This window comes from Sphingobacterium sp. GVS05A, from assembly GCF_019969845.1.
Classification (GTDB): domain Bacteria; phylum Bacteroidota; class Bacteroidia; order Sphingobacteriales; family Sphingobacteriaceae; genus Sphingobacterium.
On the sequence record NZ_JAHXYR010000005.1, the window covers coordinates 128,188 to 144,533 of the forward strand.

At 46.8% G+C, this 16,346-nt stretch carries 10 protein-coding genes; 8 read left to right on the plus strand and 2 right to left on the minus strand.

The window, feature by feature from the left end; translation table 11 throughout:
* The first annotated feature begins 17 nt into the window (after positions 1-17).
* Both LC454_RS14005 and ggpS read left to right on the plus strand, forming a co-directional pair.
* On the plus strand, positions 18-1,007 hold the full coding sequence (locus LC454_RS14005; protein WP_223583118.1) for an NAD(P)H-dependent glycerol-3-phosphate dehydrogenase: 990 nt from the start codon (positions 18-20) through the stop codon (positions 1,005-1,007).
* A gap of 1 nt (position 1,008) precedes the next feature.
* Positions 1,009-3,258 (plus strand): glucosylglycerol-phosphate synthase, encoded by a 2,250-nt coding sequence (ggpS, locus tag LC454_RS14010; protein WP_223583119.1) that lies wholly within the window; start codon positions 1,009-1,011, stop codon positions 3,256-3,258.
* Positions 3,259-3,508: 250 nt separating this feature from the next.
* Here the strand turns inward: ggpS and LC454_RS14015 are convergent, their stop codons facing one another.
* Complete coding sequence (locus LC454_RS14015; protein WP_223583120.1) at positions 3,509-3,757, minus strand: hypothetical protein; 249 nt, start codon at positions 3,755-3,757, stop codon at positions 3,509-3,511.
* A gap of 295 nt (positions 3,758-4,052) precedes the next feature.
* Here LC454_RS14015 and LC454_RS14020 point away from each other — a divergent pair, with 295 nt between their 5' ends.
* Genes LC454_RS14020 through LC454_RS14040 form a run of 5 tightly spaced genes read left to right on the plus strand, consistent with a single transcriptional unit; the run spans position 4,053 to position 12,265 of the window.
* Entirely contained in the window at positions 4,053-4,580 is a 528-nt protein-coding gene (locus LC454_RS14020; RefSeq protein ID WP_223583121.1) for an RNA polymerase sigma-70 factor, read from the plus strand.
* A gap of 44 nt (positions 4,581-4,624) precedes the next feature.
* Positions 4,625-5,677, plus strand: coding sequence for a FecR family protein (locus tag LC454_RS14025; RefSeq protein WP_223583122.1), 1,053 nt, complete (start codon positions 4,625-4,627; stop codon positions 5,675-5,677).
* A 39-nt stretch (positions 5,678-5,716) separates the two neighbouring features.
* Entirely contained in the window at positions 5,717-8,962 is a 3,246-nt protein-coding gene (locus LC454_RS14030; protein ID WP_223583123.1) for a TonB-dependent receptor, read from the plus strand.
* Between the two features lie 29 nt (positions 8,963-8,991).
* On the plus strand, positions 8,992-10,356 hold the full coding sequence (locus LC454_RS14035; RefSeq protein ID WP_223583124.1) for a RagB/SusD family nutrient uptake outer membrane protein: 1,365 nt from the start codon (positions 8,992-8,994) through the stop codon (positions 10,354-10,356).
* On the plus strand, positions 10,349-12,265 hold the full coding sequence (locus LC454_RS14040; protein WP_223583125.1) for a TlpA disulfide reductase family protein: 1,917 nt from the start codon (positions 10,349-10,351) through the stop codon (positions 12,263-12,265). Before LC454_RS14035 ends, LC454_RS14040 begins: the two co-directional genes overlap by 8 nt.
* Before the next feature lie 131 nt (positions 12,266-12,396).
* On the opposite strand, the gene LC454_RS14045 is transcribed toward LC454_RS14040, so the two are convergent.
* Complete coding sequence (locus LC454_RS14045; protein WP_223583126.1) at positions 12,397-12,693, minus strand: hypothetical protein; 297 nt, start codon at positions 12,691-12,693, stop codon at positions 12,397-12,399.
* Between the two features lie 449 nt (positions 12,694-13,142).
* Here LC454_RS14045 and LC454_RS14050 point away from each other — a divergent pair, with 449 nt between their 5' ends.
* On the plus strand, positions 13,143-16,346 hold the full coding sequence (locus tag LC454_RS14050; RefSeq protein ID WP_223583127.1) for a SusC/RagA family TonB-linked outer membrane protein: 3,204 nt from the start codon (positions 13,143-13,145) through the stop codon (positions 16,344-16,346).

A 16,346-nucleotide genomic window follows, 5' to 3' on the forward strand; every position in this document is an offset into this window, starting at 1 on the left:
TAAAAACCCCCAACGATTTGAATGAGATTAGTGTGATAGGTGGTGGGAGTTGGGCCACGGCCCTGGTTAAAATTTTGACAGAAAATAGCATTTATACCAACTGGTACATGCGGCGTTCCGAGCAGGTGCGCGCGATAAACCAGGATGCTATTAACCCTGACTACCTATCGTTTTTAAAACTTGACAACACAAAAATTTATGCGTCCGATCAGCTGGACGAGATCGTGGCCCGATCGAAAGTAATTCTTTTCGTCGTGCCCAGTGCGCATCTGGACAGTGTTTGCGCCGCAATCCCCAAAGAGGACCTTGCTGAAAAATTTGTCATCACTGCCATCAAAGGGACCGTCGGCCCTGACAATCTTCTCCCAAGTGCTTACCTCGCCCGGTATTTTGAGCTGAATGATTTTCAGCAGGCGATCATTGCAGGGCCTTGCCATGCCGAAGAAATCGCGCGGAACAAGAAAACCTATATGACCCTGTGTGGTCCGAATGAAACCTTTATCAGTAAGATTGCCAAGGGCTTCGCTTCAAGCTATATGCAGGTGAATTATAGTCCCGACATACTGGGCGTGGAGTACGCAGCCATTTACAAAAATGTGGTCGGTATTGTCTGTGGCATGGCCGAAGGACTGCATTATGGTGACAATTTTATGGCGGTGCTAGTCGCTAATGCCATTGACGAACTGGGGCTACTGCTTCGTGCTGTTGGTGCGCCCGATGTCCGGCTGGGCAGCTCTACCTATTTGGGCGACTTATTGGTGACGGGTTACTCCGCACATAGCCGCAACCGGACTTTTGGTAAATACCTTGGCCAGGGATATTCGGTTTTCGAGGCCCGCCAACTTATGGGTATGGTTGCCGAAGGATATTTTGCAACCAAGGGGCTGATGGCGACGGTCACGAGCCTTGGACTCAATTTACCCTTGTTACAGACAGCCTACCGTGTGCTATACAACCATATGGCTGCAATTGATGAATTTAAACTTTTAGAAAGGAATATAAGATAATATGCTATTAGCAACAGATTTAGACGGAACTTTTTTAGGTGGAAAGATGGAAGACCGCCTCAGATTATATAGACTGATCAAGGCCAGCCCGAATATGCAGCTGGTTTTTGTAACCGGACGAGGACTGGAGTCGGTATTGCCGCTACTGAGCGATCCGCTCATTCCGGTGCCGGACTTCATTATAGCGGATGTAGGCGCCACGGTCGTTAACGGCCATAGCCTGGAAGCGATTGAGCCGCTGCAGAGTGAGATTGAGGAAAAATGGCCGCAGACTTATGCAATCCGGGCAGCGCTGGAGGAAATACCGCAGTTGAATTACCAACATGTACCGCAGCAGCGCCGCAGTTCATTTTATTATGAAGCCGGGGTTGACCATAGTCTGGTGCAGCAGGTGGCTGATAGGTATGACTGTGATATTATTACTTCAGCCGATAAATACCTGGACTTGCTCCCCAGAGGTGTCAATAAGGGGACAACATTAAAGAAGCTGGTTGAATTTTTGGCCGTCGATCCGGATGATGTGATGGTGGCCGGTGATACCCTTAATGACCTGGCTTTATTTCAGATCGGTTTTCGGGGTGTTGCGGTCGGAAAGTCCGAACCGGGCTTGCTGCAGGCCATTGATCAATTGGATACAGCGTACAGCGCAGAAGCTGCCGGGGCGGGCGGTATACTGGAATATATGGGCAAATACCGCCCGTTTCAGCAGTTGATTCGTGGAGAACAAAAATTAGTGCCTCAAAAAAGAAAGTCCAAAAAATCCGATCAGCTGGTGATGGTCTACCATCGGCTGCCTTTTGAAAAGGAATCGGTCAATGGTAAGACGGTGCGGGTAGCACCCAAAAGCCCAAATGGCATTATTCCCTCGCTGCTGGGCTTATTTGAAAAAGGACGATCCGGTCTCTGGATCGGGGAGGAAGTCATCCAGCAGGATGGGCAGCCGGTTCCAAATCAGCTGGTGGATGAAAGCCGGTACCCTAATCTAGTCGCTTCCACCATATCGCTGTCAAAAGAGGATATCGATAAGTTTTATCGTGTATTCTCCAAGGAGGCGTTCTGGCCGACGATCTTTTCCTTTGTGGACCGGGCAAAGTTCAACCACGAGGACTGGGACCATTACCTGATGATCAACAAGCGCTTTGCCGAGCGGATCGCTCGCGAGGCCGACGAGGAGGCGCTGGTCTGGATCCATGAGTATAATCTGTGGATGGTACCTTCTTTTTTAAAGACCATGCGTCCCGATCTGAAAATTGGCTTTTTTCACCATACGGCATTTCCGGCAGCAGATATTTTTAATATTATTCCCTGGCGCAAGGAGATCATCGGCAGCCTGCTGCTCTGTGATTTTGTCAGTTTTCATATCCCACGTTATGTGGAGAATTTTGTGGATGTGATCCGCAGTCATACGCCGTTTAAAGTGGTCAAAAAAGTAGATGTCGCCAATCAGTTTCTGACCTATAGTTGTGCGCTCGGTGTCGATCAGATGACCAAGATCATTGAGGTGGACGGGCGGCAGATCAGGCTGGGGGCACAGCCGGTGGGTGTCAACAGGGATCATATCGAACAGATTTTGACGGATGATAACGTGAAAGCGGAGATCCATACGCTCAAAGAGCGCAAAGCTGAATCGGGAATAACGCGTATCATATCCATCGAGCGCCTGGATTATGTCAAAGGACCATTGGAAAAAATTCAGGCTTTTGGCGAATTTCTTGCCGAGTATCCGGAATTTAGGGGCAAGATTGAACTGGTCAATGTCTGTACACCGCCATCGCAAGGGATGACGATCTATGATGAAATACGCGACCAGGTGAATCAGGCCGTGGGTGAGATCAATGGTAAATATGCGACGATGAACTGGACCCCGATCCAATATTTTTACAGGGCACTGCCCTTTGAGGAAGTGGTCAAGCACTATGCGTTGAGCGATATTGCTTGGATTACGCCTTTGCGTGACGGGCTGAATCTGGTCGCCAAGGAATATATTGCAACGCATGGACTACTGGAAACTGCTGGGGTCCTTGTGCTTTCGGAATTTGCAGGTGCTTCGGTTGAGTTGCCCTATGCTATATTGACCAATCCCTATGACCGCAAGAGCATGAAAGATGCGCTGTTGAAAGCATTGGTCATGGAACCCGGAGAGGCTCAGGTCAGAGCGCGTAGGCTGTATGAGCATATTGAGCACTACGATATCCATTATTGGGGGCGGGATTTTGTCAAAGAGCTCGAGAAATCGGGTAAGCGCCCATAAATAACAAAGCGGGGGCTAATCTAGCCCCCGCAGTTATTTAACGCAATAAGCCAAGAGTTAAACTGGCGGTATAGCGTGACCGGCCTCTTTCAATGGTCACCAGAGACTGGAAAAGGCAGCCTCCTCTGGCTGCCTTTCCTCGCGCGTGTATTTTACCGTAATCATCCAGTTGTGCTGCATCCTTCTAACAGGTTAGTGAAACAACACATTCTTCCGATTGCGTATTGAATTATAAATTGATCAAACGATATTAATGGCTCAGCTGTAATTTTCCGATAAAGGGGCGGCTATCGATCGTCCTAATAGCTTCTTTAATGGAATAGCATAGTTGGTAGTTTTCGCTCAGCATTTTTTTGCTAGATTCTATTTTGTCGTTTTCAACCTTATCGACAACCCAGGTTGGGTTTAACGGATCTGAATTAAATTTGGTGATTAATACTGTAAATCCTTCTTTCTGAGCACTGATTAAAGTGTCTTTTGTGATGTCTACTATTTTCATATTGAGATAATATACGAAAAAAAAGGAAATAGGGTTTGCTTAGTTTAGTTGATGGCCTTGTCAACATCCTCACAATTGAACGAAAATATACCTTCTTTAATGGATCCGGGCCTAAAATTAGCAGGTTCAGCGATCGGTCTATCCATCGTGAAGCTGATCGCAAAATAAATTAAATGTAACTAAAGTCGATCTGTATCTGCATTATTTTACAGGTTTCATTAGAAATCCATCATAAATTGACTTTCCTAAAAATAAAGCCTAATTTTGAGTGATCAACAATAACTAAACCATCAGAATGAATGAAGCACATGTCAGACAATTGTTTACCCAGCTTTACGAAGAAAATTGGGTGAAGTTGTATGTACATGTCTTCCGGATGTTAAATGATCAGGACGAGGCCCGTGATATTGTACAGGAAATATTCGCAAATCTCTGGGACCGTATGGAGCGGCTGGAAATCGAGCATTCGTATCAGGCTTATCTCTTTCGTTCGGCCCGTAATCTGGTGATCAACCGCATTGCAAGCCAAGATGTGGGACGTAAATATGAACATTACCTGGAGCATGCTGCCCCAGCCCTTGAAATGATGCCCGACGAGTTGCTGCGGGAGAAAGAATTAGCCGAGCAGATCGATCAAGCGATTGAAAAGCTGCCGCGCAAAATGGCGCTGATCTTCAAAAAAAGCCGCTTCGAACAACGAAGCTATCGGGAGATCGCCGAGGAACTTGATATCTCCGAGCAGACTGTCAAAAAGCAGATATACAATGCGCTGACAGTTTTAAGAAAAAAAATACGAACTATTTTCATTTTTTTCTACCACTAAGCGGGCGCTATCCTGTCTTCTAAACTGTAAACAGGATAGAACCTATGAAACAACGATTATCGAAACAATTGCTGCAGAAGTATCAGCAGGGTATGTGCAGCGCCGAGGAAATTGCGTTTGTCGAGAGTTGGTACAATCAGCTTAGCAAGACAAATAACGCAAATGATATTCCGGAACTTGATCTGGCTGCCGAAGATCGCTATTTCCAACAACATATTTTTGGGCCCGAATTGCGAGCCAATCGCCATAGGAGAGCCTACCTGAAGGTCGCAGCCAGTATTGTATTCTTTTTGATGGCCGGAGCAGCGATGTATTTCTTTTCTGGGCGCCAGCGATCCCCAGAGCCACTGCCTTTTAGTGTCGGTCAATTCCAGGCCGATCTGCTGATCGGAAATGAAGTGGTCCGCCTGGACGAAAAGAAGCTGTTCAGCCCGGCATTGATGGAGCAGCGCAAGGGGGATCAAGTGGCAATCAAGACCAAGAAGGGGCAAGAATTCAAGATGGAACTTCCGGATGGTACGACAGTGTGGTTAAATGCAGACAGTAAGCTGGAAATCGGACCGGGATACAATCTACAGGAGCGCTCGGTATTCTTGGAGGGTGAAGCCTACTTTAAAGTGGCTAAAAATAAAGCGAAACCCTTTATTGTTCATGTAGGCAAGACAAGCATTGAAGCTATGGGGACAGCTTTCAATGTCAAGTTGTATCCCCATGATAGTCAGCTCTTGACCACGCAGCTCGACGAAGGAAAAATACGGGTCAGCAATGCCGGCCTGCAGGAGATTCTGCTCCCCGGACAGAGCATCCAGCTGAATGTGCTGAATGGGGACTTCCAGCTGCAGCAAGAAAACAAACAGCAGGATGCTGCCAACTGGAAAGATGGTTACTTTGAATTTGACCAGACACCTCTTCCGGAGATTTTGGCTGATCTGGCCCGTTGGTACAATTTTACCTATAGCCTGTCACCCGTCTATAAAAATAAAGTGCTTAGCGGAAAAATCAGCAAAAAAGAGTCCTTTGAGGAAGTGCTGAAGATATTACGGTTCGCCGGCATAAATTATACAATCGACAAGGACAGACTCGTACTTGTTCCCTAACCAAAGAAGAAACAAACGAATTTTCAATCTAAATACCCTATGAAACAGTCCGTAAAAACACTGCTATTTATGCTGATGCATGTCAATGGCTATGCCTTTAGCCAGCAGGGAGACAAGCCATCCAACCATGTTCAATTTAAACAGCTCGTCAAAGCCATCGAGCAGCGTAGCGATTATCGCTTTGTTTATGATCCCAATGAAATTAGCCCCGATCTGAATGTTGATGTCAATTTGACCAATGCCAATATCCCTGAACTACTTAAACAGGCATTCTCAGCTAAAGGTATCCGCTATCAAATTGTCAAAAACACCATCGTGCTCCAGGGGAAAGCAGCTGGTAAGACCCTGCAGGCTACGATCAGTGGTCGGGTCAGCAATGCTTCAGGTGCAGCGCTTGAAGGGGTAAGTGTCCGTGTTAAAAATAAGGTAGTCAGTACGGTTACCGATGCCAGTGGCCGTTTTAGTTTAAATGGACTGCAGCAGGATGATATACTGCTCTTGACTTATGTTGGCTATCGCAGCAAGGAAGTGAAGGTTGCGGGCAAAGGCATCATTGACATAAGCCTTGAGGTAGATCCGGGCAACCTGGATGAAGTGGTCGTTATCGGTTACGGTACGTCATCGATACGCAAAAATACAGGTTCGGTATCCAGCGTGACCAGCAAGGAAATAGAGACCCAACCGGTATTGGACCCCTTGGCGGCATTGCAGGGCCGCGTGGCCGGACTCAATATAGCATCTAATTCGGGGCTGCCGGGCAGCTCTTTTCAGGTGCAGCTGCGTGGTGTCAATTCACTGAGCAATGGCAGTAGCCCTCTTTACATTATCGACGGTATTCCATTTTCGGACGAAAGCATGAATCAGTTTACCTCAGCCAATGGAAATCAAAGCCCGCTAAGCCTGATCAATCCAAAGGATATTGAACGGATCGATGTGCTTAAGGATGCCGATGCAACAGCCATTTATGGCTCCCGGGGTGGGAATGGAGTGATCCTGATAACCACCAAAAAGGGAAATAAAAGCGGACTTAAAATAGATTTTAATGCCAATATTGGCTCCGGTAAAGCCATTCGAAATCTCAAGATGCTCAATACGGAGCAATATTTGGAAATCCGTAAGGAAGGATTTAAAAACGATAATTGGACAGCGACGGCAGATAATGCGCCGGATCTGCTGACCTGGGATCAGTCCGCTTACAGTGACTGGCAAAAGGAGTTTTTTGGGGCAAGTGCTCCTTTCTCAACGTATCAGCTGTCATTTTCCGGCGGAAACGAATATACCCAATACCTGGCCAGTGCCAATTTCAATCGCCAGGGTGATCCATTGCCCGGTAATCAAAATTATCAGCGTGGGGGTGCTTTGTTGAATCTGTCTACGCAGTCCAAAGATCAACGATTTAAACTCAATAGCAGTTTCAACCTCAACTTGGACCGTAACAATACAGTGCCAACGGATATTGCACAGTTTTATAACCTGGCGCCCAATTATCCCCTATACGATGAAAAGGGAGACTATTATTGGTTTCAACAAACCTTGCAGAATCCAGCCGCATATATGGAGCGCTCGAGTGTGTCAAAATCAAAATCCCTGCTGGCCAACTTTTCAGCAGAGTACGCGATCTTACCCGAATTGGTCGCTAAAGTCAATGTAGGTTATAACCTCAAAAGCATGGACCAGACACGCCTGCTGCCCAATGCCGGATTTAATCCATTGACCAGTACAGGGTCAATGGCCTCTTACGGCAATTCGGATTATCAGTCCTACATCGTTGAGCCGCAATTGAATTACAGCAAAAACTTTGGCAAACATGAATTTAAGCTCCTTTTGGGCGGTACCTGGCAGCAGCGGATCAGTGAAGGTAAATACTTGGATGGTAGCAGTTATCCAAGTGATTCCCAGTTAGCCAATATGGCTGCGGCAGGTGTCATTGCGATCCGCAACAATCAGTATGCGGATTACCGCTATCAGTCTGCATTTGCACGTATCAATTATGCCTATGCGGATAGATACCTTGTGAATGCCAGCTACCGAAGAGATGGCTCGTCCCGCTTTGGCCCCAACAATAAGTACGGTAATTTTGGGTCGATTGGTGCCGCCTGGGTATTCAGTAGCGAAGAATTTTTAAAAGATCAGTCTATCCTTAGCTTCGGGAAACTGCGTGCCAGCTGGGGGGTGACGGGCAATGACCAGATCGGAGATTACCAGTACCTGGATACCTGGGGAACGGGCTTTGCCTACCAGGGCATCACCGGGCTTTATCCGACACGGGTGTTTAATCCCAATTTTGGATGGGAGGAAATTAAAAAGAAAGAACTGGGCCTCGACCTTGGCTTTTTCAGGGACCGTATTTTCCTCACAGCCAATTATTACAACAATAGATCGGATAATCAGTTGATCAATATCGTGCTCGCGCCGCAGACGGGCTATAATTCCTATTTTGGGAATACCCCGGCACTGATCGAAAATAAGGGCTTGGAGTTTGAGCTGAGCAGTGTGAATATCCAAAAGGAAAAGTTCAGCTGGAAAACCAATTTCAATATCACTTTTCCATCCAACACCCTGCTTGAATATCCTGGTCTTGGAAATAGCAGTGATGCGAGGCGATATGTCATTGGCGAGTCCACACGTATCGTCCGTGGATTTCAGTTTACCGGAGTGGATCCGCAAACCGGGGTCGCCCAATTCCGGGATGTGGATGGCGATGGGAAGATCAGTGATTTCAATGACTATGTGACCTTGGGCTCACTGCTGCCCAAGTATTATGGTGGTATCGGCAACAATCTAAGTTATGGCAGTGTGAGCCTTGGGTTCCTATTTCAATTTGTTAAACAGGAGGGACCATCCATTGGGTATGGCCCACAGGCAACGACCATTGGCGGAATGGGCAATCTGGATGAATATGTGTTGGACCGTTGGCAGCAGCCGGGAGATGTGACGGATGTACCACGCGCTACCGCCAATAGCGCCAACGAAGCCAACCTGGCTTACCGCAATTACTACCGGTATTCATCGGCGGTATGGGACGATGCTTCTTTTATCCGCTTAAAAAATGTATCGCTCAGTTATGATATTTCCAAATGGACCCAGAAGATCAATATCAGCAGGGCGCTGGTACAATTTAATGCACAGAACCTCTTTACCTGGACAAGCTTTAGGGGGATGGATCCGGAGATGCCGGGTTTTGACCGTACCTATCTCTCGGATGTCAATGTCTTTGGTTCGGTACGGAATAGCGCCACGCCATCGATGCGTACCTATACTTTTACGGTTCAGCTCACTTTTTAATGATCATAAAACGACTAAAGACTTATCCCATGAATAAATATATCATCTACAGCCTTTTTGCGACAGCACTGATGAACATATCCTGCAATAAATTTCTGGCAGTGGACCCGCCCAAGACAGAAGTGGCGGCAGAGTCGGCCTTCAGTGACGAAAAGACGGCCACAGCAACCGTGGGCGGACTCTATACCAGTATGAACAACTACAACAACCAGTTCGCCAGTGGACTGATGACCATTGTACTGTCCAGTCTGGCCGACGATTACAACTCAGCTTTTACAAGCTATGATGAGTACAAATACAATAAACTAAGTCCGGCGACCTCTTATCTCGATCGGCTCTGGTCGCAACCTTATAGCTATATCAATCACAGCAATAAGATTATCGAGGGAGTGGAAGCTTCGGCGCTCAGCAGTACGGTAAAGGCACAGCTATCGGCCGAGGCCCGTTTTACGCGGGTGTTCAATTACTTTTACCTGAGCAACCTCTTCAACAAAGTACCCTTGATCACGGATACCAAAGACCTGGAGGCCAACAACCGAAAAGGTCCTGCCTCCCGGGAGGAGCTCTATGCGTTCATGGTGGAAGATCTGAAGAAAGCTGCTGTCGATATTGCTGACGCCTATCAGGGCAATGAGCGTACCCGCCCCAATAGAAAAGCGGTTGACGCGCTATTGGCCCGGGTATATCTTTATCATGCAGACTGGGCCAATGCCGAAGAGATGGCTGACAAAGTCATCGCTGACAATCGGTATGAACTGTCGCGTGATCTAAATACCGTTTTTTTGAAGACGAGCAAAGAGGCGATCTGGCAGCTGCAGACCGTTAATCTTTCTACTGCCGGGGTCAACACCTGGGAGGGTTTCAGTATCGTTCCTGCAGTAGCTACGGCACGGAGTTACTATCAGGTGTATGATACCACGGTAGCGGCCTATGAAGAGAATGACTTACGTAAAGCCATGTGGTTAAAGCCTTATGTTGTAAATAATAAGACACTTTATATGCCCTATAAGTACAAGTTGCGTACGGGCACACCTGTTACCGAATACAATACCGTGCTGCGTCTTGCCGAGCAGTATCTGATCCGTGCCGAAGCGCGGTTGAACCAAAATAAGTTGCAGGCGGCACTACAGGATATCAATCAGATCCGTGAGCGTGCAGGCCTTGCTGCGCTACCACAAACGATGGACAAGGCGAGCATCGCCCTGGCGCTTGAAAAAGAACGCCAACTGGAACTGCTCGGTGAATGGGGCCACCGATGGTTTGACCTGGTCCGCACGAACAGGGCACTGCCTGTACTTTCAAAGGTCAAAACAGACTTTATTGAAAGCGATACCAAAATACCGATCGCCAGTGCTATTTTAATCACAAATGCTAACCTCCAACAGAATGATTAAGCTATTCAAATACGCGTTGCTGCTTTGCCTGCTCCAGGCAAGCCTGCTGTTGCAGGCACAAGTCAGCATAACGCCGGAAAAAGCAGCGGCCGGTGATACCGTGACCATCAGCTTTGATCCGGGTAAATCTGCTGCGGTCCATAGTGCGGGGCCATTTTTCGTGGATTTCAACTATTCAAATTTTTATGAATTTCCGAGCCGCATGCCTATGGAGCGACAAGGTGGACTGTGGCGTGTACGGTTTAAACTGCCTGCCTACGCCAACTTTTCCTGCTTTACGATCGCCGACAAAGACAAAAAATTTGTACAGCAGGCAAGCGATAGCAGTCAATATGAGATCTACGTCTATAAGCAGGGGAAACTGATCGCGGGTAATTACCTGGGAAAATCCTACAGCGTACCGGTCCAGGATAAAACCTCGGATCATATCGTTGCTACACAGGAATATTACCTCAAAAAAGAGTTGAGTCTATATCCCGACAATTACGAGGCACAGCTCCGGCTGATTGTGCTACAGATGAAAACCGGTAGTCCGGCCCAGCAGGCGCGGCTGTTGAAAAAGGGTTTGGCCGTGGTAGAAAAGAAATTCAGAAGCAATCCACTCGTTGAAGGTAACCTCAACAAGGTGACCATGGGCTATCTGATACTTGGCCAAAACCAAAAAGTGGATTCGATCCGTCAGGTCGTGATCAACGAGTTTCCCAACCAGAAGATCGGGATATCTTATCGGCTCAATAAGTTGTTTCGCGAGCAGGACTCCACCGCCGTGGTCGCGAAGATAGGGGAGCTTCTTTCCCTCAAAACGGCCGATAATGAGACGGCCTATGGCAGCGCATACGAATATCTTTTTACCTACTACGTGCGCCACGGCGACAGCGTACAGGCCCGGAAATACCTGCCCCTGATTACCCGTTGGGAACAAGATCCCTATAAATGGCGCACATATAATGAATATGTGCAGCTGCTATTGGATCATAAGCTGATGCTGCAAGATGCGTCCAAACTCAATTTATATCTACTTGATAGTGTTGCGGCCTATCCCGTGAGTCTAATACGCTATTTCCCCGAAACGGGCTATCTGGTGGCCCATGATCCGGCCAAGGTAGATAAGCTCAGGGCGATAAAAGCTGAAATTATGGCCAATCAGGGACTGATCACCGCGCAGTTAAATCAGCCCGAAGCTGCCCGGGACTGGTTTGCAAAAAGTATTCCTACACTTCAGTCGGCTGCACTACTGCGGGCTGTGGCCATGCAGTATCAGCAGTGGAATGATCCGACCAGCGCTATACCCGTATTGGAGGCAGCCTATCGGCATGCTCCTTTTGACCCACAGATCCGGCAGCTTCTCGACAGCGCGCTCGTTAAAACAGGAATGGGCAATGCTGCAGAACGGCAAGCTTATTTTAACAAGCTTGACAAGCAATGGAAACAGGTGTATTATGAGGAGTTTCAGAAAATCATCGGCAATACGCCATTTCCAGAAGACATCAGCATTGTTGATATGGACAAGAAACCATTGCTTAAATCGGAACTCACGGACAAGATTGTGATCATTGATTTTTGGGCCACCTGGTGTAAGCCCTGCATCGCCTCTTTTCCCTATTTGCATCAGGTGTACAAAAAATATGCAGACGATCCGCAAGTGAAATTCGTTATACTCAATTCGGGCAGTGGAAATAGCTGGGACGACGCCAACAAATGGGCACAGGCCAATCCCCAATTTGACTTTCCATTTTATTACAACCAAGATAAAAAGCTCAGCAGCAAGCTGGATATCACGTCAATTCCGACAACGTTAATCCTGGACAAAAAAGGGAACATTCGTTTTCGAAAGGTGGGGTTTGAAGGTGAAAAGCTCTTACAAAGCCTCGATGCCATGATCGAATACCTGAAAGAATTGGAGCAATAAGCTGTTGTTTGGGCAGTGCTCCGCTTGCCTGAAGCTAGCTCAAGCAAAGGAATGAATAATTAGCACAATAAGCTATTGTTCTGCTAGTTATTCAGGATCATAAGACATCAATAAGGTTCTATGTTATTACCTTATTGATGTCTATTGCCTTTAGGATAATACGAAATATTTTTGTTGATCCCTTGCGCCGCATCATTTCTGTCGGGCGATACCATGGCGGGTGCATATTGCAATGACACAATATCGATGCTGTCGATGTCGGGCATTTTAAGCGGGCGGTACCAAGAGGGTGGGTTCGTTAGATTGCCCGTCTGTTTGCGATCTGTTTTTTCTGTTGATCCCTGTACAGAACGCTGTTTCCAGCTTCTGTATGCGAGCAATGCTGCTCCAGCAACTGCCGTGATAATCAGTCCGATTTGTGCTTTCATACGTTCTTCTTTAAAAATTGAACCATATTCCTTTTTAAATGAACAATACTCTTATCAAAAAGTTCAATAAAAAACGAATCAGCATCTTTGGGTCCCCTTTGTAAGAATGAACACAATGATCGATAAAAAAAATCTACTATTTTAGTATACATTATTTTGTTTTAATGCTTACATTTGTTTTATCGTAGTTTCAATTGGCGTTGGCGACGATTTAATCACTATCTAAACAAAGTAAAAATGAAACAGCATTATCTAAACCACCTTTTCAAAGTAAGTAATCTATCTTTTCCAAAAGCTTATAGGGCGTTCTCTGTGCCTCGAATGTGTAGCTAATAAAATTCTCCAACTCTTGATAATAAGGGCAATAATTCTAGTATTGCTCACTATCCTTTTGCTATAAACATGTTTATGGCCAGGACATCTATTTTTTAAACTAAACGATTCTACCTATGAATAAGAGAAGAATACTACACTATTCGGCGTACCTGTTATTGGCAGGCCTGGCAGAACAGCCATTGGTAACTTACGCACAGGAAACTCCAAAAACGATTATAAATGCATCCTTCCGGGGGCAGGTGATTGATGCCGAAAATGGCCAGCCTATTGAAGGTGCTACGGTCAAGCTTTATGGTGTTACGCATGCTGTGACCACAGACCGAAAGGGCAATTTTGCTTTTGTCACCGGACAAAAGCTACCTGCACGAGTCGTCGTCTCATCTGTCGGCTATAAAGAGCAAATCGCCCTTATTGAAGAGCCGGGGGATACTGTACGCTTGGTTCGCGAGGACCGTACGCTGGAAGAAGTCGTCGTCGTGGGCTATGGGACTCAAAAACGAAAAGACTTTACGGGTGCAGCATCAACGATCTCCGCAGAAGCAATCAAAGATATCCCCGTACAAAGTTTTGATCAGGCCCTGGCGGGTAAGGCCTCGGGCGTAAGTATATCGTTGCCGAATGGATTGCTCAATAATCCACCTGTCATACGGATACGGGGCCTGAATTCGATATCCCTCAGTTCGTATCCCTTAATCGTCATTGATGGTATACCTGTCAATACGGGTAATATTGGTACATCCAATGTGGCCAATAATCCGCTCGCAGATATCAACCCCTCGGATATCGAATCGATAGATGTCTTGAAAGATGCGGCTTCTACTTCAATCTATGGTTCGAGGGCAGCAGGGGGTGTATTGATCGTAACGACCAAAAAAGGCAAACAAGGCCGCGCAAAAGTCACCTACGACGTCTGGGGTTCTGCGGTATCCGCGACACGCTTGCCTAAGCTGCTGAATGCCAGTCAGTACATCGATATCAAAAATGAAGCTGTATTGAACAACAAGATCTTGTCAGGAAACGGTACCAACGATAAGGTGGCTAGTGCGCTTTTCTTCCCGCAGTATGATGCCAATGGCAAGCTGGTTGAAACGAATTGGTACGATCATGTCTATAATACCGGCTATAGCCACAACCATAGCCTCGCCGTAAGCGGAGCCAACGCAAATACACAGTATTATTTTTCGGGAAATTACTCGGACCAGGAAGGCTTTTTTGCAAAAAACAGCTTCGACCGCAAAGGCCTGCGGTTTAATATAGAGCATAAAGTTAACGATTGGTTTTCGCTTGGTAGCAACCTGACCTATAACAATACCTTCAACGACGCCAAAAATTCGGGTTCATTGCCCAGCAGCCAGCTGCTGTTGATCGGTGGCGCTCGATTGGCGCTGGTATTGCCGCCAAATGTCTCAGCATATAAAGATGACGGCAGCTACAATTTAAGTAGCACGGGTTTATTAGGTCCTGGAGCCAACTTATTTACGAATACTTTATACAATCCTGAAGCATTATTTGCCTACAGCAAATACACGACTGGCAACGATCATATCTTGGGAAACCTGCATGCCTCGCTCAATTTGTTGAAAAACTTAAAATTCACCACGACCTATGCGGTAGACCGTAACCTGTCCACTACCAAAACGTATTTGAGCCCCAATCTGGGCTCATCGGGCTATACCAATGGTGGATCGGTCACCAATGTGAGCAGCCTGCGCAACAACTGGAATTTTACCAACAGCCTAAGCTATGATCAGGTGTTTGCCGAAAAGCACGCCTTGACGCTGTTAGCGGGCTACGATATCCAAAAATATGACAACGATAGCTGGAATGCATCGCAAAACAACGCCTCTGATCCGTTTTTTGAAAACTTTCAGGGCAATTGGACGACACTATCCGGGGCTGGTGGGAGTGTTACGGAGCGTTTCTATCGCTCCACCTTTGTCCGTGCCACTTACAACTACAATAAGCGTTATTTCCTGACGGCCAATTTTAGAAGGGATGGTAATTCGGCTTTGGGAGCAAACAGCAAGTATGGTGATTTTGGTGGCGTGTCGCTGGGCTGGTCTGTTTTTGAAGAGGATTTCTATAAGAATAGCAGCTTGGCAAATCTACTGGGCGACTTGCGTTTCCGGGGGAGCTGGGGTAAGGTCGGCAATGGAAATCTTTCGGCTTATGAATCACTCAATCTCTATAGCTCATCGCTCTATGGAACAGCGCCTACCTGGAGCATGTCGCAGGCGGGTGATCCGGATCTGGGCTGGGAGACTTCCGAACAGACTAATTTTGGGCTGAGCTTGGACTTAGCCCAAAAGCGCCTGCATGTGGATGTCGATTACTTTAGAAACAATGTGAATGGACTTATTCTGGATGTGCCGCAGTCGCCATCAAAAGGTATTCCAGGTAACAGTATTCTTAAAAATGTCGGCAGCATGTATAACCGCGGGATCGAATTTGCTATCAGTGGTGATATCGTCAAAAAAAGGGATTTTACCTGGAACTCATCGCTTAATTTTACGCATGTAAAAAATAAAGTCACATCGCTGTCTGCCGGCAATGACATCATTGGTTATACGCACACCACCACTGAAGCCAACAACATTACACGTGTGGGGTACGCGGTGGGTAGCCTGTACGGTGCAGTCACCGATGGTGTAAATCCTGAAAATGGGCAGCGGATATTTATCAATAAAAATGGCGAGCGTGTACAATATAGTGCTGCGGTAGCTTCAGGACAGAGCAATTGGACCTATTTGGACGGCCGCGTTGCTAATCCGATCACGGTAGCCGACTATCAGGTCTTGGGGACGGCACTGCCAACTTATTACGGCGGCTTTAATAATTCATTCCGCTATAAAGCTTTTGATGCTGCGGTCAATTTCACCTTTGCAGGTGGCAATAAAGTCATGAACGGTACAAGAGGTACGCTACTGGATCAGCGTTTTTACAACAATTCGGTCGAAGTGCTTAATCGATGGACTACAGCAGGGCAGCAGACTGACATACCTCGACTGGTCTATAACGATGTGATCTCAAACGGTTCCGCTGGATTTTCCATCGATCAAAATGCCGAGAAAGCTGATTTCCTTCGTTTGCAACAGTTAACGCTGGGCTACACATTCCGTGGTAACCTGTTTAATAAGATAGGACTTTCCAGTATCCGGATCTATGGTCAGGCGTCGAATCTTTTCTTGATCACGGGGTATTCGGGTACAGATCCAGAGTCTTCTTCCAACGGAAACTCTAATACCTCCATCGGTGTGGAAAAGAACTCGATCGGACAGGGGCGTACCTGGACAGCTGGTTTAAATGTCTCATTCTAA